A 23,599-nucleotide genomic window follows, 5' to 3' on the forward strand; every position below is an offset into this window, starting at 1 on the left:
GGATTGGCGTGGCGAACACCCGGGCGCGCATCCAGCAGCTCTATGGCGAGCGGTATGGCCTGACGCTGGAGGATGCGCCGGGTGGGGGCGTGATTGCCCGCGTGGAGCTGCCGTTCGTGGTTTTGAATGCGTGAGGGGGCAATCGTGGAAGGTGGCTGGCGAGTGCTGGTGGTGGATGACGAGCCGCTGGCGCGGGACAATGTGAGGCACCTGCTCGCGCGGGCGCCCGACGTCACGTCCATCCGGGAGTGCGAGGGAGGCCAGGAGGCGGTGGAGGCGATTCTCCGCGACCGCCCGGACCTGGTCTTCCTGGACGTGCAGATGCCGGAGGTGGACGGCTTCGAGGTGCTGCAGGAGGTGGGACCGGAGCGGATGCCGCCCGTCATCTTCGTGACGGCGTTCGACCGTTACGCGGTGCGGGCGTTCGAGGCCAATGCGCTCGACTATCTGCTCAAGCCCTTCAGTGACGGGCGTTTCCAGGAGGCGCTGGAGCGGGCGCGCAGGCAGCGGGCCACGGGGCGAGACAGGGCGCTGCTGGAGCGACTGTCCTCGCTGCTGGAGACGTACCGGACACCGTCCCCTGCTGGCATGGAGGCGGGTCCGTCGGATGCGCCCTTCCTGGAGCGCATCGCGGTGAAGACGGACGGCAAGGTGCTGCTCCTGCCCGTCGCGGAGCTGGACTGGTGCGAGGCGGAGGGCAATTACGTGGTGCTGCACTCGGGAGGACGCAGTCCCATGCTGCGCGAGACGCTCAACCGCGTGGAGCAACTGCTGGACCCCAAGTGCTTTGTCCGCGTGCACCGCTCCACGCTGGTCAATGTGAACCGCATCCGCGAGCTGGAGCCCGACGTGGACAAGGGCTGGGTCGTGGTGCTGCGGGATGGCACGCGACTGCGACTGAGCCCGGGGCGGAAGCCGGCGGTGGAGGCCCTGCTGCGTCAGTCATTCTGACCCGCACGGGCACCGTGGGCTCGTATGTCGTGGATATCCACGATGGAACGCCGGACATCCAAGTGGCTAGCGTCACATGGATGCAAATACAATCGAGCTGGCTGTCGCGTGGTGGGGTGATCCTGTCCTTCGTCGCCCTGGCTGCCTGTGGCGCGGGCACTCCGGTCCAGGAGGACGCTGTCCTGGAAAGTTCGGAAGGGGAGTTGAGCTGTAACATTTCGCAGCTGTGCGCCAATGGGACGTCCATCTCTTGCACCTCCACGCAAGACGTCTGTTCCTCGGGGACGGATAGCGGTGGTTGGGTCCAGTGTGATGACCGGCGGACCTACTGCCCGCAAGCGTGTACCTGCGGCGCGGTTCGGCACGTGAGCTCCAAGGTCGCGCGTGGGGTGCGCTGCCAGATTGCCTTCATGAGCGCGCGGGATGCGCTCGAGGTCCGGATGAATACGACCTGCCCGTCGGGCGCCTGCAATGTCTTGGAGGAGGAACTGGACTGCAGGCGCGTTGGCTCGAACCCCGCCGACGGATACGAAGCGGCGATGCGTGTCACGTACTCCTGCAAGGAGCCCGCGAACTGCCAGTAGCGGGGTCGGTCCGGCTCGGGCGAGCGCGTGGCTTGCCCGAGCCCTGTGACGCGAGACGTTTCGCTGGACTTGTCAGTCCGTGGACTGAGCGCCTGAGTCGGACGTGTCCGCGCACATGTCGGACGAATGCTCCGAGCCGGAGGCGCAGCCGTCGCTGGTGTTGCCATCGACCAGATCCGCCAGCCAGCCGCGAAAGCCCGTGAGGTCGATCAGGCTGCTTCCATAGATGTCGATGGCCGCTGCCGCGGCCGCCTCTCGACGTGCCTTCGCGAAGCGGTAACCGAGAACGACTGCCCAGCCTGCTCCCAGGAGCGACAACACGACAGCCAGCACTACGGCGGCTTGGAGCATCAGTGTCATGTCCACCTCCTGGGGTTTGAGTCTATCCATTCTCCCCGTTGCGAGGCAAAAAGCACCCACGAGGGGCAGATTCGATGAGGAGCCCCTCATGGCCCCTCAAGGTCAGCCAACGGGTGAGAGGGATGCCTGATCCTTGAGCCAGTCCGCCACGGTCCTGGTCGCGGGCTTGACCTGTGAGTACTTGGGGAGCACGACCCAGTATGCGGTGCCGAGCTCCACGCTCAGGTCACCCAGCGGGCGGAGGAGTGCTCCGGAGGCCACGTCATCGGCCGCGAGTTGATGGCGCGCCAGGGCGACGCCTTGTCCCAACAGGGCCGCTCGCAGCACCAGGTCCGATGACGCGAATCGAGGGCCACCGTGAACGTCGAGCGAGGCGGGGCCATGGGCCGCCTTCCAGCGCTCCCATGGGGTCTCCGGGTCCCGGTCATGGAGGAGGCGCAGGCGCGTGAGGCCGTCAGGCTTGTCCGGGCGGCCAGACTTCTTCCAGAGCGCCGGGCTCATGACCGGGTAGAGCGAGTCTTCCATCAAGGGCTCGCAGTCGACATCCCGCCAGGGGCCACGGCCCATCCGAATCGCGAGGTCGGCCTCACCAGTGCCCAGGTCGATGATCCGCGAGTCCACGACCACGGACACTTCGATGTGGGGATGCGCTTCCTCGAGGGCGGGCAAGCGCGGCAGGAGCCACCGTGCCGCGAAGGAAGGTGTGGTGGAGATCGTCACCGAGCCCTCGGAGCGCGTCTCACGAATCGAGGCGACGGCCCGCGCGATTTCACGGAGCCCGGAGAGGGTGGCCCGCCCCAGTGCCTCGCCCTGTGACGTGAAGGTGAGGCCTCGCCGTCCGGCCGGTGGATGGATGATGGGCACGCCGAGCCAGGCATCGAGCTCCGCCAGATGCCGGCTGACGGCGGAGTGCGCGATGCCCAACTCGCGCGCCGCCGCCCGCACCCCACCACTGGCGTAGACGACCGCGAAGGCGCGGAGCGCGTTGAGTGGAAGCTCCTTCATGGTCTTGAATCTAGACCATTCATCGCCACCTTCAGAACACCCTGGACCGTTACTTTTCAGCGCATGAACGGATACGTCGGCGCGACCTGGAATGGTCCCTGTTACAGGCCAGATGGAGGAACGACATGGACGCGCTGATGGGCGTGGCCGGTCTGGTCGCCGTGTCGGCCATCACCCCGGGGCCCAACAACATGGTGGTGATGAGGGCAGGCGGGCGTGGCGGCGTGGTGGGGGCGCTGCCGGCCATCGCGGGCGTCGTGCTCGGCACGGCGGTGTTGCTGACGCTGTTGATGACCAGTGTCGGCGTGGCCTTCGCGGCGGACCCTCGGGTGGGAACAGCCATCACTCGCTGCGGTGGCCTGTATCTTGTCTGGCTCGGCGCCCGACTCATCGCGGGGAGCCTGGGTAGAGGCGCCAGCGGCGGCGACACTCCTACACGCGCTTCGTCCGACGGCTTCATCGGTACGTTCGTGCTCCAGTTCCTGAATCCGAAGTCCTGGGTGACGGTGCTGACGGCGGCCTCGGCGGTGCGAAGCGGAGCCTCGGCGGCCGTCGCCTTCATTCAGCTCGTCGTGCTCTTCACGGTCATCCCCGTGGTGTGTCTGCTTCTCTGGTCCACCCTGGGCTCGTTGATGTCGACCGTGCTGGCCCGGGAGTCCTTTCGTCGCGCGTTCGATGCCGTGATGGGTGGGCTCCTGATTGCGTCCGCTGTCCTGCTCGTATCGGGCGCGTAAGGTCATGACGATTGTGGCGAATCAGACGATTGTCTTCGGCCTCGACTTGATGCGCCGCAACTCCATGGTGAATGCATGGCCGTGGCAGCAGGAGCAGTGCAAATGGCTGATATGGCGGCCATCTCTTCCGCGTTCATTCCATCTGAGAGGCGTCACTCTCACCTCAAGGAGCGTGAATGAATCCGTCGAGAGGCACTGGCATTCTCCGTGGTGTGTGTTTGCTGGTGGCTGCCATGCTGATGCAAGCATGTGGTGGCTCGGCCGTGGAGGAGTTCGGCCCCAGCTCCGCGCGGTCAGTGCAGGCCGCGGGGGTGATGAAGTCTGGGTTGGATTCGGAGGACATCTACACGAGGCTCCTGTCCGTCCCCGGCCTCACGGTGGTGAGTGAGCAGGTCTCTCCCTTTCCGGGCACGCGCTTCTTCCAGTTCTACTTCGAGCAACTGGCGGACCATCGCAACCCCAACGGGGAGCGGTTCCAACTGCGCGGCACACTGCTGCACCGCTCCGTGGCCGCGCCCGTGGTGCTGTACTCCGGTGGCTACGGACTGAACTCACGACCGTTTCAGTACGAGCCCACCGCACTGCTCGGTGCCAACCAGCTTTCGCTGGAGCACCGCTTCTTCGGTCCCTCGCGACCGGCTTCCAATGACTGGACGCTGCTCAACATCCGGCAGGCCGCCGGCGACTACCACCGCATCATCCAGGCCTTCAAGCCGCTCTACACCGGCCATTGGCTCACCACGGGTGGCAGCAAGGGCGGCATGGCCGCCGTCTACCACCGCTACTTCTATCCGGACGATGTGGATGCCACCGTGGCGTACGTGGCGCCCAACATGCACGGGTTGGATGACGGGCGCTTCGTCCGCTTCCTCGACCAGGTCGGGGACGAAGACTGTCGGGAGCGGCTTCGCGCCTTCCAGCAGGATGCTTTGGCGCGCCGCGAAGAGTTGCTCCCCTTCGTGGAGGAGTTGACCACCTCGACGGGCGCGACCTTCGAGTTGATTGGATTGGATCGGACCCTCGAATTCGCCGTCGTCGAGATGCCCTTCTACTTCTGGCAGTACGCCAACGTGTCGGTGTGCGAGTTCATCCCCGCGCCGGGTGCTCCGGCGGAAGCAGTCTTCGCCTTCCTCGATGCGGTCGTCGACGTGAGTGGTTCCTATGGGGACGCTGATCTCGATTACTACGCGGCCTACTACTACCAGTCCGCCACGGAGCTTGGCTGGACCGGCTACCCCACGAGGCACCTGCGCCGCCTGCTGAGCTACCCTCGCGAGGACGTGCCCACCGCGTACCTGTCCTTTCCCGTGGAGGAGCGGTTCGACCATGGCTTGATGCGCCGCGTGGAGCACTGGGTGCGCCGCGAGGGTGAACGGATGCTGTTCCTCTACGGAGACAATGACCCATGGTCCGCTGGCGCCTTCGAGGTGCGGGAGCGCAACGATTCCCTCCGCTTCGATGTCCCGGACTCCAACCACGCCAATGCACGCATCACCCGACTGCCCGAGGCGGAGCGCACACAGGCCTTGTCGCGCCTCTACACCTGGATGGGCGTCACGCCGCCGGCCGTCGGCGCTCAGGGCCTGGCCACCGAGGCCGCGGGAGACGTCGCGCCCCTGGTCGAGGAGCGCTCCCGGCTGTAGTCCGGGGACCTGAAGACTGACGTCACGGGGCATGGGCCCCATTCCTCGAGCCTCGGGACCCGGCCTTGGAGTGGGGCCCAATGGAACACAACAGGACAGAACAGTGCGCCTGGAATGAACTGGTCAACGGTTCGTCGCGCGATGTGGGGGGATGCGGCGTAAATCGAATAGCTCTTGCATGGACGGTGGGGCGTCAATCCGCTGGATGTCAGACGGAGGGAGCGCACATGAAGCCGTTCTGGATTCGTCCGCATCTCACAGTCGCTGGAATGGGGTTGCTCCTGATGTCCATGGGCGCGGCCGACGCGCAGGAGACATCGGGGCGAGGCCTCACCAGCTATATGCCCGTGGACCAGACGGAGCCTTTCGCCGACGTCATGTCGCGGATGAAGGCGGAGAAGCCCAAGGTCACCGCGCGCCACCAGCAACTGCTCACTCAGCGCTATGACCTGGGAAACCGCCCTGCCCAGGGCGTCACCATGTCTCGTGGGAAGGCCGTCCAGGAAGGCGTCCGGGTGAAGCTCCCGCAGGGCGTCACCTGGGCCTCCCTCGCCGCCATGAGTCCGGAGGCGGTCCGCGAGAAGGGCGTCTTCCCCGGGGGCCTCATGCCGCTGCCCCATCCGAATCATCCGGAAGGCGGCATGCTCTTCCCCAAGTTCCACATCGATGAAATCAAGCGGCAGGAGGGCAGGGACCTCACGCGGTTCGACCTCGACTTCGACCTGCCGGACCACCTGCTGCCGGAGTTCCCTCCGCCCATCTTCCTCACCACGCGCCCGGACCTGGGGGATGTCTCGCAAGGCAAGCTGGTGACGATCATGAATGTCCAGGAGCTGTTCAACGGCCTCCTGAATCCGAAGCAACTGGAGGGACTCCGGCTGCTCGTCACGCCGTTCCCCCAGCAGCAGTTCAATCAGACCGCTGACCGTCGCTCAGAGCTGCCCAGCAGGGGCGTGACGTGCTTCGACTGTCACGTCAATGGCCACTCCAATGGCGCCACGCACCTGGTGGGAGACATCCGCCCCCAGGAGTTCAGACACCGCATCGAGACGCCGACCCTCCGTGGGGTGAACATCCAGCGGCTGTTCGGCTCGCAGCGAGCCCTCAAGACGGTGGAGGACTTCACCGAGTTCGAGCAGCGCGCCGCCTACTTCGACGGAGATCCGGTCATCGCCACGAAGAAGGGCGTCAACATCCTGGAGCGAGGCAGCCAGGTGCACTTCATGGCGGAGGTTCAAGCACTCCTCGACTTCCCTCCCGCGCCCAAGCTGCGCTTCGACGGGAAGCTGGACCCGAAGAAGGCCACCGAGTCGGAGGCGCGCGGCCAGACGCTCTTCTTCGGCAAGGCGCAGTGCTCCGTGTGTCACACGCCGCCGTATTACACGGACAACCTGATGCACAACCTGCGGGCGGAGCGCTTCTACAAGCCACGCCTGGTGAACGGCGCGATGATGGGCGCGGACGGCCCCATCAAGACGTTCCCGCTGCGCGGCATCAAGGAGTCTCCGCCCTATCTCCATGATGGGCGGCTCTTGACGCTGGAGGACACGGTGGAGTTCTTCAACCTCGTGCTGGAGACCCGGCTCAACGAGCAGGAGAAGAAGGACCTGGTCGCATTCATGCGCGTGCTCTGACGCTCGCGTGCGGGGCAATCGGCGCTTGGCGCCGTGGCGAAAGGGTGGGCCGGGTCAATGCCTCGGCCCACGCATGCGGGCGACGGCCGCGTCGAGCCGCTCGTCATAGGCCGCCGCGAGGTCGTTCAGGGCCTGCGCGCAGTCCCCGACATATGAGGGACCATGCATGAGGCCGAGCGTTCGCGGACGCAGCGCCGCGAGCGCACGGAGCGTGGGCCCGGTCGCGGGAGTCAGACAGGTTGCGAGGGCGCGGTCCTCGGTCGCGAGCGCGGGCCCGACGAGGTCCTGTTCCGTCAGGGCTGGCGCGTCGCCCAGCGCGGTGAACAAGTCCCCACACAACAGCGTCCCGGTCGACTCCTCAAGGAGCAGTCCGGCATCCCATCCGTGCGGCACGTGGGGTGTCTCGATTCGCCGCAGCCGCTTGCCGCCCAGGTCGAGGACCTCGCCGTCCTGCAGCGGGCGTGGCGCTCTATCCGCGAGGTCGTTCACCGATACGAGGCAGCCCAGTGCCCCATGCGCGACCTGGGCATGCGGCGCGGTGGCCAGCCAGGAGTTCATCGCCCCGCACTCGTCTGCCTCGACATGCCCGAAGGTGAGCCAGCGCAGCCGCTCGGGCGGGAGCACCCGCCGTACCGCGGCCGATACCGAGGGGAACAGCGCCCGCGGCCCCAGATGGAACAGCAATGGCTCCTCAGCCTCGATGAGGAACTGGTTGAAGAGAATGTTGGAGCTGCTGACGTAGGTGGACAGCCGATAGATATTCGGCGCGATTTCAGTCACCTGGGTCTCCACCCGATACCTCCCTGTCCAACCACCCCGACGTGGGGATGGCCGCAGCGAAGCACATGCAGCGGGGTGGCATGCTCACACGCGGGTCCATGAGTCCTGTCCCGCCCGAACACTGTCGTGCCGAAGGCTCCCTTCATTTTTCAGAGGCGCTCGCGATGGCGGATTCTGGCCCAGGCGGCTCAGTGAACGGCAATGCCTACATGCCCTCATGTTCAGTGAGTCCAATGGCCTGTTCTGGCCAGGCGAACTGTCGCATCCGCCGGTGATATCGGGGGCGACGCCCACCTGAACAGATGTCTGGATCCACCTCGTCACGGGTTCTCGCTCGAAATGGAGGACAATGCCTACATGAACGCGTCTTCAGGCATTTCCGACCCCATCAGCATTTGGGTTCTGGCCCAGGTTGGTGCGCAGTGCCTACCTGAACGCATCTTCAGGCATTTTGCACCCATGCTCGCAGGGCAACGAACGCAGGCGGGCCGACCTGTCGAGGGCGTCGAGCCGTCAGGACAAGCGCTCTCGACGGGAGCGCGATTACACCGCGCCCCCGAAGCAATCGCTATCAAGTCAGGGATTGAGTTGTCTGTGATTGTTCAATGACAGACGCGAAGTCTACTCGCCCGAACGCTGGCGGTTGAGCCGGTCGTAGTGCCGGTAACCCAGCTTGTCGAGCGCGTGCGGCGGCGCGAGGCCGATGTCGACCAGCGTCTTGATGTCGTACGTGCCCGTGAGGACAGGGGGCGCGTAGCTCCGGATCGCCGTGGGCGTGCGGAACTTCTCCAGCGGGAAGAGGACCTTGCTGGTGTGCACGTGGATGAAGTGCGCGGCGGACTGGCGCTGCCAGCCGGAGACGCCCGGCGCGGTGATGACGTGAGGCGTCGCGAGGAACGTGCCGCCCGTGAGGATCTCCAACTGCTGGCCCACCTGCGCCACGATGCAGCCCGCGGGCGCGGTGCCACGCACCTTGTGGCCCTGCGGCTCCTCGGGAGTCGCGCGCGTGCGCAGATACAGGCCGCTCTTGTCGTCGGGGCTCGGCGCCGCCTTCCCGTCGGGGCCGAGAAACCGCCCACCGGGCAGCAGCGTGAGGAGGTTGAAGTCCGTGTGCTCCTCGCCCCAGACGATGTCCGTGTTCACCTGCTCCGGCTTGAGCGACAGGTACTGGAGCGCGCGGGTGATGTGCGGGGCCTTCTCGCAGAGGGACGTGAAGGTGTCCGTGGGGAGTCCCAGGGCCATGGCCGAGCCGCGCAGCAACTGGAGGCCCGCCTCGTGGAGCGAGCGGCCCAGGGTCATGATCCCTTCCTGGAAGTACGCGGGCGCATCCGAGGGCCACACGTTCTCCGGATACAGCTCCGGGAACTCCATCGCCGCCACCTCGTCGTTGGGGTAGGGCGCGACGAAGTAGCACTCCTTGAAGTCTGGCTGGCCGTTGCCGGCGACGGCGACCTCCGTGTTCGGCGGCGTCCAGCCGCGCTGGTACCAGAGGTCGGCTCGGCCGTAGGGCTTCTTCTCCTCGGCGGGGCGCGCGATGAAGGCGGCGAAGGCGTCGTAGTAGCGATGGAGCGCCTGAGTGTCGACGCCGTGATTCTTGATGTAGACGAGACCGAAGACACCAAATGCCTCGCGCAGCGCCATCGCGGCGCGCTCGATGCGGGGCGCATCTCCCGAGGCGAGGTCTGCGAGGTCGACAGTCGGGATGTTCAGAGAAGAGGTCTCGGCCATGGTTCCCCCAGGTGTATCGCTCCTCGCGGCCAAAGGGGAGGGCCTCGTGGGCTTCTCTCCCTGGGTGCAAATTCTGCGTCCCTTCCCAGGGGCAGGTCACTCCCGGAGTCGGGCACCCGCCGCGCCGCTCAGCGCACCACGGGCAGGGGGAAGCTGAACGGCTTGCCGTCCGAGGCCATGGCATGGCCAGACACCTCGGCGGCGCCGTGGCCCCGGCGCTGGGGCCTGAAGGTGGCTTGCGGGTCCCGGGCGGAGGCCTTGCCCCCGTGGAAGATGGCGAAGCGGGCCGTCACCGCGCCCGCGGTGGTCAGCAGGTCCGCCGCCACCTGCTTCCAGCGCCGCCGCCCCGGGAGCGCGTCCACCACCAGCCCCGCCACGGAGCAGGCGCGAGAGGCCTTCCACAGCGTCCCCGACAGGCCTTCGTCCAGGGGCCGGGCGACCTCCGGCGCGCGTCGGGCGTCGCGCTCCACCGCGTACCCCATGGCCAGCTCCGCCGCCTTGCCCGCGAGCCGGTACGGACGCAGCACCCCCGCCTCTCTCGGCGAGTGGGGGAGGAGGGACAGCAGGCTGCCCGCGCTCGCTGTCGCCGAGGCCATGAAGAACAGGGGCAGGGTGCGCCGCGTCGCCTGCCACAGCGGTATCGCCGTGTTGTTCAGCAGCACGGCCGTGTAGCCCGCGAGCGGCATGCCCAGCAGCGCGGCCGAGTAACCGGACACCTTTCCCACCGCCCCGAGCACTCCGCGAGAGCGTCCCAACACCAGCCCCACGGTGTTCAGTCCTCCCGACAGCGCGAGCACCCAGGAGCCCACGCTCATGGGCGAGGTCGGCCGGAACACGCGCAGCATGTGGAGGAAGCGCTCGGGTCGTCCGAGGTCCGCGATCAACAGCCCCGCGCTCAGGATGTCACCGACGGTGCCCAATTGACGGCACCGCCTCGCGAGCGGATCCAAGGCCTTCTCGCCGAGCACATCGATGGCCAGGCCCATGAGGCTCGCCGCGCCAGCGACGCCGCCCACGAACAGATAGGCGGGGACGGTGGCAATCCAGACCGGCTGCTTGAGGACCGGGAGCCCGTGGTAGCTGGGCGCATCGGGCGAATCCACGCCGGAGCGGGAGGGAATCGACGACAGCAGCGTGCGCGCGGGGTTCGCGCCGTCCAGGTCCGTCACGCGTTGCTGAGCGCCCTCTCCGAGCAGGGTCCCCAGCGAAGGGTTCACGTTGCGCCCGTCGCTCCGTCGCTGGAGCGTGTCGAGGAACGACGGCCCCTCGTTCCCTGACGAACTCATGGTGTGCCCCGGCGACCGAACAGCACCGCGCCCACGGCCACCGCGGCCATGCCGAGCGCGCCCACGGCCACGGCGCCCCAGGCCTCCCGGGCCTTCATCGTCGGGACCACGGGGTCTGGCGGCAGGTTGTAGACCTCCGGCTTGTCCACGAGCAGGAAGAAGGCGTTGAGCCCGCCCGTCCCCGGTTGGTTCGCCGCGTCCTTGCCGTAGAGATACGCGCTGATGATTCCCTGCTCGTGCAGTTGGCGGACCCGGTTCTCCGCGCGCTCATGCAGCACGTCCAGGTCGCCATAGGCGATGGACTCGGTGGGGCACGCCTTGGCGCAGGCGGGCGTCATGCCCTCACCCAGTCGGTCGTAGCAGAGCGTGCACTTCCAGGCGCGCCCGTCATCCGGACGCCGGTCGATGACTCCGAAGGGACACGCCGTCACGCAGTAGCCGCAGCCGTTGCAGATATCCGGCTGCACGTAGACGGTGTCGAACCCGGTGCGGACGATGGCGCCCGTGGGACAGGCCTCCAGACAACCGGCCCGCTGGCAGTGCTTGCAGACGTCGGACACCATCAGCCACGAGAAGTCCCCGACGCCGGTGTCGTGTCCCGGAAGGGGCACCGGCCGCTCCACGAAGGCCACGTGTCGCCAGGTCGAGCAGCCCAGGTCTCCGGTCTGGTCATAGGACATCCCCGTGAAGTGGAAACCGTCGTCGGGGAGCTGGTTCCATTGCTTGCAGGCCACCTCGCACGCCTTGCAGCCGATACACACCGTCGAGTCGGTGAAGAATCCCTTGCGGCTCATGGGCTATCGCTCCTCGTCCTTCTTCTTCTCCTGCCAGGGCGCGTGGTCGACCTCACCCACGCGGAGGCTGTCGCGTCGATGGAGTGTCAGTCCTTCGGGCAGGGCGGGTTGGGTGGTGCCCGTGGCGGCTCGGGCCCTCGTGGCCTGGCGTCCCTCGACGACGTCGCAGGTGAGGGCCTTGGACTCCTGGATGTCCACGTTGGGGTCGGCCACCAGCGGAAGCAGCTCGTTCGCGCCGTCCCCTCGGATGCGCCCCGTCACGCCCCAGTGGTACGGAATGCCCACCTGATGCACCGACGTGCCGTTGAGCTTCATGGGCCGCAGTCGCTCGGTGACGAGTACCCGGCACTCCAGGTCTCCCCGCGCCGTGCGCAGCGTCGCCCAGCCTCCGTTGCTCAGGCCGCGCTCGCGGGCCAGCTCCGGTGACACCTCGCAGAACTGTTCCGGCTGAAGCTCGCTCAGCCACGACAGCCAGCGGCTCATGCCTCCCGCCGTGTGGTGCTCCGTGAGTCGGTACGTGGTGAGGATGAACGGGTAGCGAGGATCTCCCCAGGCCCGGTGATAGGGGTTGCCCTTGCGAGACCACTCCAGCCGCGTCGGGTTGCACTGCTGCCCATAGAGCGCGTTCTTCACGGGCGACTCCATGGGCTCGTAGTGCGCGGGCAGTGGACCATCCATCATCCCGCTCGGCGCGAAGAGCCACGCCTTGCCGTCGGCCTGCATGATGAACGGGTCATCGCCCGCCAGGGCCTCCACGCCGGATGCGCCCGGAGGTGGGCGGTAATCCGGTGGCAGGTCCACGAGGAAGTCCGGCACGTCCTCGCCGGTCCACCGTCGCTGGGCGTCGTCCCACCAGACGTACTTCTTGCGCTCGCTCCAGGGGCGGCCCTGGGGATCCGCTGACGCGCGGTTGTAGAGGATGCGTCGGTTGGCGGGCCACGCCCAGCCCCACTCGGGGGCCACCCAGGTCTGCTCGTGTCCGGGCTTGCGGCGGGCCGATTGGTTGACGCCCTCCGCGTAGGCGCCGGAGTAGATCCAACAGCCGCACGCGGTGGTGCCGTCGTCCTTCAGCGCCGTGAAGCCGCTCACGGGCCGGCCATCCTGGAGCGTGTAGCCGTTGATCTCCCGGAGGACGGCCTCCGCGCCAGGCTCTTCCCGTGCGCCCCGCGTGGGGTAGTCCCACGTCAGCTCACGGAGGGCCTGGTCCTTCGTCTGTCGCGAGTCGGCATACAGGCACTTCAGCCGACGGCCCAGGTGGAACATGAAGTGAAGCTCGCTGCGCACGTCCTCGCGCGGCTCCACCGCGGCGTGGTGCCACTGGAGCATCCGCTGCGTGTTGGTGAAGGAGCCGTCCTTCTCCGTGTGCGCGGCCGCGGGGAAGAAGAAGACCTCCGTCTGGATGTCCTCCGTCTTCACGTCGCCGCGCTGGATTTCGGGAGCGGTGCGCCAGAACTCCGCCGTCTCGATGAGCGTGAAGTCGCGCACCACCAGCCAGTCGAGCTGGCGCAGTCCCTTGCGCTGGAGCGCTCCGTTCATGGAGCCCACCGCAGGGTTCTCGCCCATGACGAAGTAGCCCCGCACGCGGCCATCGGCCATGTCGGCCACCGTCTGCATGTGCGAGTGGTTGCCGGTGAGGCGCGGCAGGTGGCGGAAGCCGTACTCATTCTCCCGCGTCGCCGCGTCACCGAACCACGCCTTCAGCAGCGAGACGACGTACTTGGGGAAGTTGCTCCACCAGCCCGTGCCGGAGGTGTGGGACTTCAGGTAGTCGTCCAGGTGCGGGGACGGCTGGGCGTTCGGCATCGGCAGGTAGCCGGGCAGCAGATTGAAGAGGGTGGGGATGTCCGTGGAGCCCTGGATGGACGAGTGGCCTCGCAGCGCGAGGATGCCGCCGCCAGGCCGTCCGATGTTGCCCAGGAGGAGCTGGAGGATGGTCGCGGTGCGGATGTACTGCACGCCCACCGAGTGCTGCGTCCACCCCACCGCGTAGCAGAACGCCGTGGTGCGCTCGCGTCCGGAGTTGGCGCAGAGCGTCTCCGCGACCTTCAGGAACTGCTCCTCCGGGACACCGCACACCTTCGCGACGATGGCCGGGGTGTAGCGCTGGAAGTGACGACGGAGGACCTGGAAGACGCAGCGCGGGTGCTGGAGCGTGAAGTCCTTCGCCGCGTCCTTGAGCCGCGTGGCGTGGGGCTCTCCCTCGCCGGCGCCGGGCTCCGCGTACAGCTCCTTGTGGCCCGCAGCGGGCGCGGGGCCCTGCACACCCTCGTAGCCCCACGAGGTGACGTCGTACTTGTTCTCCTGGGGCACGAAGCCGCTGAAGAGGCCGTCCAGGTCCTCGGTGTCCTGGAAGTCCTCGCGGACGAGATTGGCGGCGTTGGTGTAGTGGGCGACGTACTCCTTGAAATATCGCTCGTGCTCCAGGACGTAGCGCACCAGTCCGCCCAGGAACGCGATGTCCGAGCCGACGCGGATGGGAACGTGCTGGTTCGCCATCGCGCTCGTGCGAGTAAAGCGCGGGTCGACATGGATGATGGTCGCGCCCCGGGCCTTGGCCTCCATCACCCACTGGAAGCCCACCGGGTGACACTCGGCCATGTTGGAGCCCTGAATGAGAATGCAGTCAGAGTTCCGCAGGTCCTGCTGGAAGGTCGTGGCCCCGCCACGCCCGAGCGTGATGCCCAGACCGGGCACCGTGGAGCTGTGTCATATTCGGACGTCGCGCGGGCGCCGAGGGTGGCCCCTCTGGTGTTTCCCTCGGGAAGGGCGCTGTTTCCGAGGCCGAGCGCGGCGATTTTCCGCCCAGTGCGGCGCACCAGCGTAGCAACGTAACAGCCCCCATGAGTGGTGTTGGTTTGCCCGACACCTTCACCATGACCTTCCGCAGGGTGCCTAGCGGCTGGGAGGTGGATACCGAGGCTGCCTCCTACGAGGGTAGCACCTCGGGCACCTCTGCCATCTGGGCGTTCACGAACGCGCTCACGGCCATCCCGGCGCCGTCCACCTCCGTGGACCCGGAGTCCGAGAACGGCGGTGTGGAATGAGCGCCGCCCTCGACCTGACGGCGCCCCGTCCCCCGCGCAGTGCCTCTCCATCCCCGCGTCGCGTCGTGGCGAGCCCTCCACCCGGGGCGTTCGGCACCGTGGCGTGGCCGCACCTGACGCGGCGCCAGCGCGACGTGTTCGCCCGGCCGCGCACGCTGGGGACGCTGCTGGACCTGGTGCGCGATCGCCCCCGGGGCGCATGCGTCGTGTGCTGGCGGGACATGGGCAACACCCTGGCCGGTGCTGACGAGCTGTCCTGCGCGCGCCAGGACAACCCCGACGCCACCACCACCTACTGCTCCGGGTTCGTCAGCGCCTGCCGGGAGCAGGGCCGCCGGCAGCACGAGTCCGCCAAGGCGTCCACCATCGCTGAGCTGGAGGCGGGCCATGTCTGAGCGGCTCACGTTCGACGTTGGCTCCTTCACCCAGCAGGGCCAGCACCGGTATCAGGAGGACGCCGTCGGCCACGAGGTAGGGCCGTCCGTGGCTGTTTTCGCCGTGGCTGACGGCCTGGGCAGGCACCCCCACGGGGATCTGGCCAGCAAGGCCGCCGTGGAGGCGGCGGTAGGCCTCGCGCTCCTCCCGACGGACTTGGAGGGCGAGAGCGCGCCGCGACTCGGTGCCCTGGCTTTCAACCTCGCGACGGCGGCGCACCGCAGCGCACTGGACACCGGAGGACGCACGACGCTGGCCCTGGCGCTGGTGACTGGTGCCCGCGCGGCGGTGGCACACGTGGGCGACTCCCGCGTGTACCGGCTGCGTGGCGGGATGGTGGCGCAGCTCACCGAGGACCACCGCGTCGCGCGCCGCTACCTGTCCCGCTGGCTGGGCGGTCGCCGCGAGGACCCGGACTTTTCCACGCCCACGGTGAGCGAGCTGGACACCCATCCCGGCGACGTCTGGGTGCTCGCCACCGATGGAGTGAGCGACACGCTGTCGGAGAAGTGGATCCAGCAGATTCTGGAGCGCGAGCCCACGGCCCAGGCCGCGGCCGAGGCACTGGTGCGCTTCGCCCTCAAGCTCGGCAGCGGAGACAACTGCACCGCCCTCGTCGTGCGCGTGGGAGGTGCTTCGTGAGCTGCTCCTCCCACTTCACCAGCATCAGCACGAGGAGCCCGCTCGGCCACGCCGTCACCCTCCGCGCCCCCGGCGCCGAGGTGGAGGCGCACGCGGCCACCCGCGGCGAGGCCATGGATGACGCTCGCGCCGCCCTCGAGCTGGAGCTGCGCCGCGCGCGGCCCGCTCGGAGCTTCAGCCTGGGCCGGCGCCCGGTGCGCAGGAGGGGCCGATGAGCGCGCTTCTCCGCATCGGGCTGGTCGGTTGTGGCAAGGCGAAGCTGGCCCATGCCGCGCCCGCGGGTGAGCTCTACACGGGCGGCCTGTTCCGGGGCGCCCTCCAGGTGGCTACGGCGCGCTGCGGCCCCAACGTCATGGTGTTGAGCGCCAAGCACGGCCTGGTGCCGCTCGACGTGTGCCTGGAGCCCTACGAGCTGTCGCTGCTGCGCCTCTCCCGCGCTGAGCGGGAAGTGTGGGGCGAACTGGTGATGAACGAGCTGGAGTGGCGCTTCGAGGTGCCCGTGGCGGAGCTGCTCGTCTTCGCCGGGGTCCCGTACATCGATGCGCTGCGCCCGCGCCTCCCCGAGGGCTGGTCGCTGGTGGAGCCTCTCGCGGGTCTTCAAATCGGCGAGCGCCTCGCGTGGCTGGCCCAGGAGCGCACCGCCCTCGCGGCTGGCTCGCGGGCGGAGGAGGCGGCCCGTGGGTGAGCCTTCCAAGAGGACCGGTCAGCGGCCTCTCACCGCAGCGGAGCAGCAACTTGTGCTAACCGCCGAGCGGCTCGTCTGGTGGTACGTCCACCGCTTTGTCCGGCGCAACCCGGCTGCGGTTGGCTTCGAGTCCGACCTCGCGAGCTACGCGTGGATGGGCGTGATGTACGCCGCCCAGCGGTGGCACCCGGAGGGCGGGGCCGCCTTCGTCACCTTCGCCAAGGTTCCCGTCCGGCACTACGTGAGCCGTGGCTGGCTCATCCTCGCCGGAGTCGTGCGCGAAGAGGATGGCAGGTACGTCCCCCGGCATGAGGTGGCGCTCGACGTCGAGGAGCTGCTCAACGTCGTCGTGCCGCCTCCGCAGGAGCGCACGGTGGAGGCCCACCGGCTCGCCGCGACGCTGGGCGAGCGGCTCTGCGCGCACATGCGCCCGGGGATGAAGCAGGCCGTCCGCGAGAAGGCCGCGCGGGCGTACCTGCTTCATCTCGGAGGCGAGACACTGGAGAGCATCGGCCAGCAGGTGGGGCACCCCCGCCAGCGTGCGCACCAGCTCCTCAACCAGGCCGAGGAAGCCGCTCTGCGGTGGGCCGCGTCCATGAAGCCCGCGTGGGAACGGAGGGCGGCATGACGGACTGCTACCCACGCCCGCCTCCGGAGCGCGGCCCGGCCAATGGGGGACCGACACGCCTCCAGCGCGCCGTACTCGCCTTCGTCGTCGTCTTCATCGACGCCAACGAGGAGCCGCCCAGCGTCGAGGAGCTGCGCGCGCACTTCGGCTGGAAGTCGGCGAACGGCGGCGCTGACGTCCTGCGCCGCCTGGCCCGGCGCGGGCTCGTCGCGCTGAGGAAGGGCCGTCACCGCAGCCTGCGAGTCACGGAGTCCGGGAGGGCGCTCGCCGCCGAGTACGTGCGCGCCCACCCCGGGGAGTTCCGCGCATTCACCCGAGTCGTCCAGGAAGGAGCTGCAGCGTGAGTGAATTGAGTCAGGAGTTCGTCCCTCTCACCGAGCACGAGCTGGAGAGGAAGGGCGCGGAGCTCGCCGCTGCCCTCACGCATCTCGACGAGTTGGAGGAGCAGCGAAAGTCCGCGATGAAGGACTTCGCGGACCGGAAGCGGGACCTCTCCGCCGAGGCCCGGAAGCTCGCCACCGTCATCCGCCAGAAGGGCGAGTACCGGGAGAAGCAGGTCACCCTCTTCGAGCTGATGCCGTCTCGAAAGTCGAGGGACGACGCGTGAGGCGGCCCTCCCTCCTCACCGTCGCGCGCGCGTGGCTGCTCGTGTCGTCCGCCGCGTTCGTATGGCTCGGCGTCGAGCTGTACGCGTACCACCCGGACCATGCGTCGGTCTGCTGGCTGCTGGCCGCCGTCGGCCTGCTGGTGCTCGCCGCTGTCGGCTGGCTGAGCACGTCTCCCGTCGAAGAGCTGTCTCTCCCTCCGGTGCGTCGCGCCAGTGGGCACGCGCGCCTCAACACCACCCCCACGAGGTCGCCATGAACGTGAACACGAAGACGTTGGTCAAGCAGGTGGGCAAGTACATCCAGCAGCAGCGCTCCGAGCGCAAGCTGACGCAGGAGGAGCTGGCGGAGGCGGCCGACATCAGCGTCTCCTACCTGTCGATGATTGAGCGCGGCGAGCGCGCTCCTCACCTCCAGACGCTGGCGTCCTTGGCGGAAGCGCTGGGGGTGACTGTGGCGACCCTGCTGTCGCCCATCGGCGAGCATCCGCGGGAGGACGTGAGCGCCGGCCTGCGCTCCTTCATCGAGTACCGCGAACTCTCCGCCTCCGAGGTGTCCCGCCTGGAGGCGGTGGCGCGACAGATGTTCCCCGCGCGGGACGGGGGCTCCCGTGTCTGAGCGGCGCCGTCACCTCACGCGCGGAGCCAAACCGCCGAGCAGGGCAGCCGGGCCCCTGGAGACGAGCACGGCTTTCAACCCGCAGCGGCGCTCCCAGGATACGGACTCCATCGTCACGACCTTCCGCCGCCGGCTCGCCCCCATCTCCGGGTGCTTGTCTTGCGCAGCCGCCTCCCTGGCCAAGCCTATGGCTTGCTACCGGCACGCCCTGGCGCGCGCCTCCGGGGCCCTCCGCGCCGCGCTCGAGTCTGAGTCCCGCGCCGCCGCTCGCTTCGCGGCAAGGAGGGCGCGATGAGCCGCACCCCGAAGACGGCGGCGGAAGCCGCCAGGAAGCGCCACCAGCGAGCTCAATCGCGTGACGCCGACGTGACGCCGGTTCCGGCCCCCAAGTCCATGCTCCCTCGTGCCGGAGCCCTCCACTGGTTGCGCCTGCCGGACGGCACTGTGCGCGTCACCGCCGTCGTCGACGGGCGGGTGCTTGAGCCCGTCGAGTCCGACAGCCTCGCGACCGCGCTCGCCGATGCCGTCGTCGCCGTGGCGAAGGGCGGTGGCAAGTGAGCGCGCCAACGAAGTCGCACCTCTGGGGCAACCCGGACGCTGACGGAGTCCGCGCCTGCAAGAACCAGGGCTGCACCATCCGCGTCGTGGACAGCTTCCGTGCGTGGCAGCGGAAGATGGGCGCGCACTGGCGTCGCCAGGACCGCGAGCTCATCCCGGAGTGCACCGGGATTGGACCCGTCGTGACTGAGCGCGCGACCGTCGCCGACGCTGAGCCTGACGCCTCCGTCTGGCGCCAGTACGCGCTGGACCTGAGTGCGCTCGTGTCCATGTACAACAGCGTCGTCCAGGACCTGCCGGAGCGCTGGCAGAAGCCCTTCGGGGACGCTGGCGTGGGCATCGTCGCCGCGCACCTGCGCAACGCCGAGCCCGAGGTTCCGCTTTCCGACAAGTCGACGGCGATGGAGCGCTACTGCGACGTCCTCCGCGCTCACGGCCGAGGGAAGGCGGTTCCGTCATGAGTCCCACGAAGGACCGGCCCATCCTGTTCAGCGGACCGATGGTGCTCGCGTTGCTCGCCGACCGGAAGACGGTCACGCGGCGGCTCATCGGCCAGGACAACGGCACGGAGCTCGGCCCGAAGACGCACTCGCCATTTCGCGGTGCGGACGGCCTGTGGCGGTGGAAGACAGGCAACGTCTCGTACACCTGCGATGAGCGTCGGCACAGGTTCGGCGAGCCCGGGGACCGGCTTTGGGTGCGCGAGACGTGGCGGCCCATCGGAGATGCACCGCTCAGCGAGTGCACCAGCACGAAGGACATCCAGTACGCCGCCACTGCCGATGAGGCTGCGCTCGCCGTCCACCGCTGGCGTCCGAGCATCCACATGCCGCGCTGGGCGGCGCGCCTGGCTCTGGAGGTGGTCAGCGTGCGCCCCGAGCGGCTCCACGACATCACCGAGGACGATGCCCTGAGAGAGGGCATCCAGCGGTACCAGGGCCCGCTCCGGTGGGTGCGCTTCCTGGACGCGGTGACGGGCGAGGCATCCCACAACACGGCACGGGACGCCTTCCAGGCGCTCTGGACGTCCATCAACGGCGCCGAGTCCTGGGACGCCAACCCCTGGGTGTGGCGAGTCGAGTTTGCGAGGGCGGAGGCGTCCACGTGAGCTGCCCCTACCTCGACTCCGGCGCGCTGCTGAGCGCGTGCGGCCAGTTTCGCTACGCCCTCTGGCGCGAGTGGGACCAGGTGTCCGCGCCACGCGTGGCCCTGTGGTTGATGACCAACCCGTCCAACGCGGACGGACTGTTGGACGACAACACCCTGGCGCGCTGCGTGGGCTTCTCCCAGGCCTGGGGTTGCACGGGCCTCGTCGTGGGCAACCTCCGCGCGTACCGGACGCCGTACCCGGCCGCACTCGCGAAGCGCGTGGCCGCCGGCGTCGAGACGGTGGGCCCGGCGAATGACACCGTTGTCGCCGCGCTCCTGGCCGCTCCGGAAACGGCCGTCGTCATCGCAGCGTGGGGAAGCCACGACAACAACCTCGAGCGCATCACGGGCGTCATGGCGCTGGTGCGCGCGGCGGGCCGGTCGCTGCATTGCCTGGGGCTGACGGCTGACGGCAGCCCGAAGCATCCGCTCGCGCGCGGGAAGAGCTTCGTCCCGTACTCCCAGCAGCCTCTCGCCTACGAGCCCGTCCTCACGGAGCCCCGGCGATGAAGGCGTGCCTCCGCCTCATGGTGCTCGGCGCCATCGCCCTGGGGGGCGCTGGCCTGGCCGCGCGCACCGCCTACCGCGAGCCGCACCTCGCGCACGCCAGAGCCTTCGCCGCAGTGGCCTTCGTCCTCTTCCTGGGTGCCGGACTCCTCGGCGCCGTTGCCTTCACGCGGAGCCGTTCATGAGCGGCCCCGTCCTCGAAGAGCTGGGCCGCCTGCGCTCGCTCATCTTCGGCCACCGCTTCCGGTGCACCGGGGAGGCACAGCTCCAGGCCGCGCTGGAGCAGGTCCTCACCCAGGCCTGCTTGTCCTTCCGCCGTGAAGTGGTGCTCGGCGACGCCGGCCGCATCGACTTCATGGTGGGGCACCTGGGCGTCGAGGTGAAGGTGGACGGAAGCATCTCCGCCGTCACCCGGCAGCTCCTGGACTACGCCGCGCGGGAGGAAGTCCACGGCCTCCTGCTCATCACCACCCGTTCTCACCACGACGGCCTGCCCGCGCTGATGCGCGGCAAGCCGGTGCGCGTCGCTGTGCTGCGAGGAGGCCTGCTGTGACGAAGTGCTTCGGGACTGTCCGACTGGAGAAGCGGAAGCTGGGGACGCGCGGTGGCGAGCGGCCCGCCTGGGTCATCCAGTGCGAGCCGCACGTGTCCCTCTGGTTGAAGCGCGTCTTCGACCGCATCAACAAGGGCGACGTGGGCGAAGTGCTGATGGCGGCCACCGCGGAGACGGCGCGGGAGCTGGAGTGGTTCATCGAGCGCTACCCGCTGGAGGTGGTGGGCAAGGAGGCCCAGGACTTCCTTCGCCACGGCGCGCGGGAGCACACCCGGCGCGAGGCGGCCGTCGCGGAGCTGCTCTCCGCAGACTACCAGGCGCCGGACTTTCAGATGAACGTGCCCCCGCGCGAGTACCAGCGGCGCGCGGCCGACATGTTCCTGCGCATGCGGCACCTGCTGCTGGCGGACGACGTGGGCCTGGGGAAGACGGCCAGCGCTCTGACTGCCTTCACCGACACGCGCACGCTGCCGGCGGTGGTGGTGACGCTGACGCACCTGCCGCGCCAGTGGCAGCGGGAGCTTGCGCGCTTCCTGCCCCGCCTGCGCGTCCACGTGGCGAAGCGCGCAACGCCGGAGGAAGTCACGCGGGGCAGGGGAGGACGGAAGCTGCCCTGGCCGGACGTCCTCGTCCTCAACTACCACAAGCTCTCCGGCTGGGCGGAGACGCTCGTCAGCGCCGGGGTGCGCACCGTCGTCTTCGACGAGTGCCAGGAGCTGCGGCGCGGGCCTGAGTCGGAGAAGTACCGCGCCGCGCACTTCCTCGCCGAGCGCGCCAGCTTCGTCGCCGGGCTGTCGGCCACCCCCATCTACAACTACGGCGGGGAGATGTTTCACGTCCTCGACGCCATCAAACCCGGCGTGCTGGGGACGCGAGAGGAGTTCAGCCGCGAGTGGTGCACGGGCGTGGACGACAAGCTGTCCTTCAAGGACCCGCGCGCCTTCGGCACCTACCTGCGTGACGCGGGCCTCATGCTGCGCCGCACCCGCGGGGACGTCGGCCGGGAGCTGCCCGCCCTCACCCGAATGGTGCACACAGTGGAGGCAGACACCAAGGCGCTGGACGCGGTGCAGGACAAGGCGGCGGAGCTGGCGCGCATCATCCTCGCCCAGGGCGGGGTGAAGCCCGAGGAGCGCATGCACGCCTCCGGAGAGCTCTCCTGGCGGCTGCGCCAGGCCACCGGCATCAGCAAGGCAACCTTCGTCGCCGAGTTCGTCCGCATGCTGGTGGAGAACGGGGAGCGCGTCCTCCTCTACGGCTGGCACCACGAGGTGTACCGCATCTGGGAGGAGCGGTTGGCGGAGTACTCCCCGGCCATCTTCACTGGCCAGGAGTCGCCCGCGCAGAAGGAGGCGGAGGCCCAGCGCTTCAAGTCCGGGCAGACGCCCGTCCTCATCATGTCGCTGCGCGCGGGCGCCGGGCTGGACGGCCTCCAGGGCTGCTGCCGCACGGTGGTGTTCGGCGAGCTGGACTGGAGCCCCGGCGTGCACGAGCAGGCATGCGGCCGCGTGCATCGGGACGGGCAGCCGGACCCCGTCATGGCCTACTTCCTCGTCTCCGAGAGTGGCTCGGACCCGGTGGTGGCGGACGTCCTGGGCATCAAGCGGGACCAGATGGAGGGCATCCGGGACCCGCAGGCCAGCCTCATGGAGAAGCTGGAGACGGATGAGAACCGGGTGCGGAAGCTCGCCGAGGCTTTCCTGAAGAACCGGAGGGCGGCGTGAGCCTCGACCTTGTGCTCCTTTTCGTGCTCGCTGACCGTGGCCTGCAACTGCGCGTCGCGTGGTGGCGAAGCAACGCGAACATCAGCCGGCAGGCCGGGGATCGCCGCCGTCTCGCGATGGAGCGCCGAGAGGTACGGCGGGCGTTACTGCGTCTCGGGTGGTGGCGCTCCCTCTGGCCACTCGGCGGTGCCGCATGAGCCGGTGCCTGCGCCTGACGGTGTGCCCCGAATGCCTCCACCAGTGGGCAGGAGGGGACTTCACTGAGACGGGACGACGCGCATACCACTCGGCCACGCCCGCGCCGGAGTACTCCCGCGAGTCGGCGACGTGGCCCAGGTGCATGCACGGTGCCCCCTTCCGCGTCGGGTGCCGTCACCAGCCCGTCCCACCTTTCTGCTGCACCCAGCCGTCGCCCCTTCTTCCTTCCGTGCCCGTCCAGCTTGAGGTCCCGTAGTCATGGCCACCTGCAACCACCCCCCATCGCCCGAGGAAGAGGTGCCGCCTGGCATGGTGCGCCTGCTGGGAGGCCAGCTCGTCACCGCGGAGCAGGCCCAGCAGGTGATTCCGCCCGTGGGGAGCGGCACCGCGAGCCGTGCCCGCGGCGAGGACCCGGGAGTGCCCGCCAGCTTCTTCGCGGACGCGTGCCCGTGCGCCCAGGCCCAGGTCGCGGAGCTGCGCGCGCAACTGCTGGAGGAGCGCGAGGCTCGGCTGCGTGCGGAGAGCTACGCGGCTGGTGTGAGCCACGGGTGGGAGCGGGCCGTGGCACTGCTGGCCCCGGTGGCCGGCGCGCGCCCTGCAACACCTACCGTTGCCGTGGCGACTCCTCTCTCTTCCGCTCAGCCCGTCACGCATGTCGCGCCAGAGGTCACACAGGCCCAGCGTGACATTCAGCGTGACACCCCAAATTCCAGCGTGACCGCCAGCGTGACGCCGGAGGTGGAGGGGGGAGGGG

The 23,599-nt window shown here is 68.8% G+C and carries 29 protein-coding genes and 1 pseudogene; 23 read left to right on the plus strand and 7 right to left on the minus strand.

The window, feature by feature from the left end:
• The first annotated feature begins 126 nt into the window (after positions 1-126).
• Together HR086_RS26260 and HR086_RS26265 are read left to right on the plus strand one after the other, a co-directional pair.
• Positions 127-951 (plus strand): LytTR family DNA-binding domain-containing protein, encoded by an 825-nt coding sequence (locus tag HR086_RS26260; protein ID WP_174466985.1) that lies wholly within the window; start codon positions 127-129, stop codon positions 949-951.
• A gap of 365 nt (positions 952-1,316) precedes the next feature.
• Positions 1,317-1,535, plus strand: coding sequence for a hypothetical protein (locus tag HR086_RS26265; RefSeq protein WP_174466986.1), 219 nt, complete (start codon positions 1,317-1,319; stop codon positions 1,533-1,535).
• Between the two features lie 72 nt (positions 1,536-1,607).
• Here the strand turns inward: HR086_RS26265 and HR086_RS26270 are convergent, their stop codons facing one another.
• Complete coding sequence (locus HR086_RS26270) at positions 1,608-1,895, minus strand: hypothetical protein (RefSeq protein WP_141647985.1); 288 nt, start codon at positions 1,893-1,895, stop codon at positions 1,608-1,610.
• 102 nt (positions 1,896-1,997) lie between these two features.
• Positions 1,998-2,900 (minus strand): LysR substrate-binding domain-containing protein, encoded by a 903-nt coding sequence (locus HR086_RS26275; protein ID WP_174466987.1) that lies wholly within the window; start codon positions 2,898-2,900, stop codon positions 1,998-2,000.
• A gap of 125 nt (positions 2,901-3,025) precedes the next feature.
• On the opposite strand from HR086_RS26275, the gene HR086_RS26280 reads away from it, so the two are divergent.
• The 3 genes from HR086_RS26280 (at position 3,026) to HR086_RS26290 (ending at position 6,911) form a co-directional block, all read left to right on the plus strand.
• Positions 3,026-3,634, plus strand: coding sequence for a LysE family translocator (locus HR086_RS26280; RefSeq protein WP_174466988.1), 609 nt, complete (start codon positions 3,026-3,028; stop codon positions 3,632-3,634).
• A 233-nt stretch (positions 3,635-3,867) separates the two neighbouring features.
• Entirely contained in the window at positions 3,868-5,277 is a 1,410-nt protein-coding gene (locus HR086_RS26285) for a S28 family serine protease (protein WP_254626478.1), read from the plus strand.
• A 227-nt stretch (positions 5,278-5,504) separates the two neighbouring features.
• Positions 5,505-6,911 carry a cytochrome B6 gene (locus HR086_RS26290; RefSeq protein ID WP_174466990.1) on the plus strand — a complete coding sequence of 469 codons (1,407 nt, stop codon included), beginning with the start codon at positions 5,505-5,507 and terminating at the stop codon, positions 6,909-6,911.
• Between the two features lie 54 nt (positions 6,912-6,965).
• Here HR086_RS26290 and HR086_RS26295 read toward each other — a convergent pair whose 3' ends face one another.
• The 5 genes and pseudogenes from HR086_RS26295 to fdh form a co-directional block, all read right to left on the minus strand.
• Complete coding sequence (locus HR086_RS26295; RefSeq protein WP_141647990.1) at positions 6,966-7,703, minus strand: MBL fold metallo-hydrolase; 738 nt, start codon at positions 7,701-7,703, stop codon at positions 6,966-6,968.
• Positions 7,704-8,312: 609 nt separating this feature from the next.
• On the minus strand, positions 8,313-9,419 hold the full coding sequence (locus tag HR086_RS26300; RefSeq protein ID WP_141647991.1) for an isopenicillin N synthase family oxygenase: 1,107 nt from the start codon (positions 9,417-9,419) through the stop codon (positions 8,313-8,315).
• 128 nt (positions 9,420-9,547) lie between these two features.
• Positions 9,548-10,705 (minus strand): NrfD/PsrC family molybdoenzyme membrane anchor subunit, encoded by a 1,158-nt coding sequence (gene nrfD / locus HR086_RS26305; protein WP_174466991.1) that lies wholly within the window; start codon positions 10,703-10,705, stop codon positions 9,548-9,550.
• Entirely contained in the window at positions 10,702-11,499 is a 798-nt protein-coding gene (locus HR086_RS26310; RefSeq protein WP_174458340.1) for a 4Fe-4S dicluster domain-containing protein, read from the minus strand. Before HR086_RS26310 ends, nrfD begins: the two co-directional genes overlap by 4 nt.
• Before the next feature lie 3 nt (positions 11,500-11,502).
• A pseudogene (gene fdh, locus HR086_RS26315) lies at positions 11,503-14,205 on the minus strand (formate dehydrogenase); the annotation flags it as partial.
• 134 nt (positions 14,206-14,339) lie between these two features.
• On the opposite strand from fdh, the gene HR086_RS26320 reads away from it, so the two are divergent.
• The 18 genes from HR086_RS26320 to HR086_RS26405 all read left to right on the plus strand — a co-directional run.
• Positions 14,340-14,543 (plus strand): hypothetical protein, encoded by a 204-nt coding sequence (locus tag HR086_RS26320; RefSeq protein WP_174466992.1) that lies wholly within the window; start codon positions 14,340-14,342, stop codon positions 14,541-14,543.
• Positions 14,540-14,938, plus strand: coding sequence for a hypothetical protein (locus tag HR086_RS26325; RefSeq protein WP_217441955.1), 399 nt, complete (start codon positions 14,540-14,542; stop codon positions 14,936-14,938). The genes HR086_RS26320 and HR086_RS26325 overlap by 4 nt, the downstream gene beginning before the upstream one ends.
• Positions 14,931-15,620 (plus strand): PP2C family serine/threonine-protein phosphatase, encoded by a 690-nt coding sequence (locus tag HR086_RS26330; RefSeq protein ID WP_174466993.1) that lies wholly within the window; start codon positions 14,931-14,933, stop codon positions 15,618-15,620. The genes HR086_RS26325 and HR086_RS26330 overlap by 8 nt, the downstream gene beginning before the upstream one ends.
• Positions 15,617-15,835, plus strand: a complete 219-nt coding sequence (locus tag HR086_RS26335) for a hypothetical protein (protein WP_174466994.1) — start codon at positions 15,617-15,619, stop codon at positions 15,833-15,835. The genes HR086_RS26330 and HR086_RS26335 overlap by 4 nt, the downstream gene beginning before the upstream one ends.
• Entirely contained in the window at positions 15,832-16,305 is a 474-nt protein-coding gene (locus HR086_RS26340) for a DUF6884 domain-containing protein (RefSeq protein WP_174466995.1), read from the plus strand. Before HR086_RS26335 ends, HR086_RS26340 begins: the two co-directional genes overlap by 4 nt.
• Before the next feature lie 52 nt (positions 16,306-16,357).
• Positions 16,358-16,933, plus strand: coding sequence for a hypothetical protein (locus HR086_RS26345; RefSeq protein WP_174466996.1), 576 nt, complete (start codon positions 16,358-16,360; stop codon positions 16,931-16,933).
• On the plus strand, positions 16,930-17,277 hold the full coding sequence (locus HR086_RS26350) for a LexA family transcriptional regulator (protein WP_174466997.1): 348 nt from the start codon (positions 16,930-16,932) through the stop codon (positions 17,275-17,277). The genes HR086_RS26345 and HR086_RS26350 overlap by 4 nt, the downstream gene beginning before the upstream one ends.
• On the plus strand, positions 17,274-17,540 hold the full coding sequence (locus tag HR086_RS26355) for a hypothetical protein (RefSeq protein WP_174466998.1): 267 nt from the start codon (positions 17,274-17,276) through the stop codon (positions 17,538-17,540). Before HR086_RS26350 ends, HR086_RS26355 begins: the two co-directional genes overlap by 4 nt.
• Positions 17,537-17,797: a hypothetical protein gene (locus HR086_RS26360; protein WP_174466999.1), complete on the plus strand. Its 261-nt coding sequence runs from the start codon at positions 17,537-17,539 to the stop codon at positions 17,795-17,797. The genes HR086_RS26355 and HR086_RS26360 overlap by 4 nt, the downstream gene beginning before the upstream one ends.
• Positions 17,794-18,156, plus strand: coding sequence for a helix-turn-helix domain-containing protein (locus HR086_RS26365; protein WP_174467000.1), 363 nt, complete (start codon positions 17,794-17,796; stop codon positions 18,154-18,156). The genes HR086_RS26360 and HR086_RS26365 overlap by 4 nt, the downstream gene beginning before the upstream one ends.
• A 291-nt stretch (positions 18,157-18,447) precedes the next feature.
• Complete coding sequence (locus HR086_RS26370) at positions 18,448-18,714, plus strand: hypothetical protein (RefSeq protein WP_174467001.1); 267 nt, start codon at positions 18,448-18,450, stop codon at positions 18,712-18,714.
• Complete coding sequence (locus tag HR086_RS26375) at positions 18,711-19,175, plus strand: hypothetical protein (RefSeq protein ID WP_174467002.1); 465 nt, start codon at positions 18,711-18,713, stop codon at positions 19,173-19,175. The genes HR086_RS26370 and HR086_RS26375 overlap by 4 nt, the downstream gene beginning before the upstream one ends.
• Positions 19,172-19,822: a hypothetical protein gene (locus tag HR086_RS26380; protein WP_174467003.1), complete on the plus strand. Its 651-nt coding sequence runs from the start codon at positions 19,172-19,174 to the stop codon at positions 19,820-19,822. The genes HR086_RS26375 and HR086_RS26380 overlap by 4 nt, the downstream gene beginning before the upstream one ends.
• Positions 19,819-20,373, plus strand: coding sequence for a DUF1643 domain-containing protein (locus HR086_RS26385; protein WP_174467004.1), 555 nt, complete (start codon positions 19,819-19,821; stop codon positions 20,371-20,373). Before HR086_RS26380 ends, HR086_RS26385 begins: the two co-directional genes overlap by 4 nt.
• On the plus strand, positions 20,370-20,555 hold the full coding sequence (locus HR086_RS26390) for a hypothetical protein (RefSeq protein ID WP_174467005.1): 186 nt from the start codon (positions 20,370-20,372) through the stop codon (positions 20,553-20,555). The genes HR086_RS26385 and HR086_RS26390 overlap by 4 nt, the downstream gene beginning before the upstream one ends.
• Positions 20,552-20,923, plus strand: a complete 372-nt coding sequence (locus HR086_RS26395) for a hypothetical protein (RefSeq protein ID WP_174467006.1) — start codon at positions 20,552-20,554, stop codon at positions 20,921-20,923. Before HR086_RS26390 ends, HR086_RS26395 begins: the two co-directional genes overlap by 4 nt.
• Complete coding sequence (locus HR086_RS26400; protein WP_217441956.1) at positions 20,920-22,647, plus strand: DEAD/DEAH box helicase; 1,728 nt, start codon at positions 20,920-20,922, stop codon at positions 22,645-22,647. Before HR086_RS26395 ends, HR086_RS26400 begins: the two co-directional genes overlap by 4 nt.
• Positions 22,648-23,103: 456 nt before the next feature.
• Positions 23,104-23,599: hypothetical protein (locus tag HR086_RS26405; protein WP_174467007.1), on the plus strand; the 496-nt coding region annotated here is incomplete at its 3' end.

Source organism: Myxococcus sp. CA039A (genome assembly GCF_013336645.1).
GTDB lineage: Bacteria > Myxococcota > Myxococcia > Myxococcales > Myxococcaceae > Myxococcus > Myxococcus llanfairpwllgwyngyllgogerychwyrndrobwllllantysiliogogogochensis.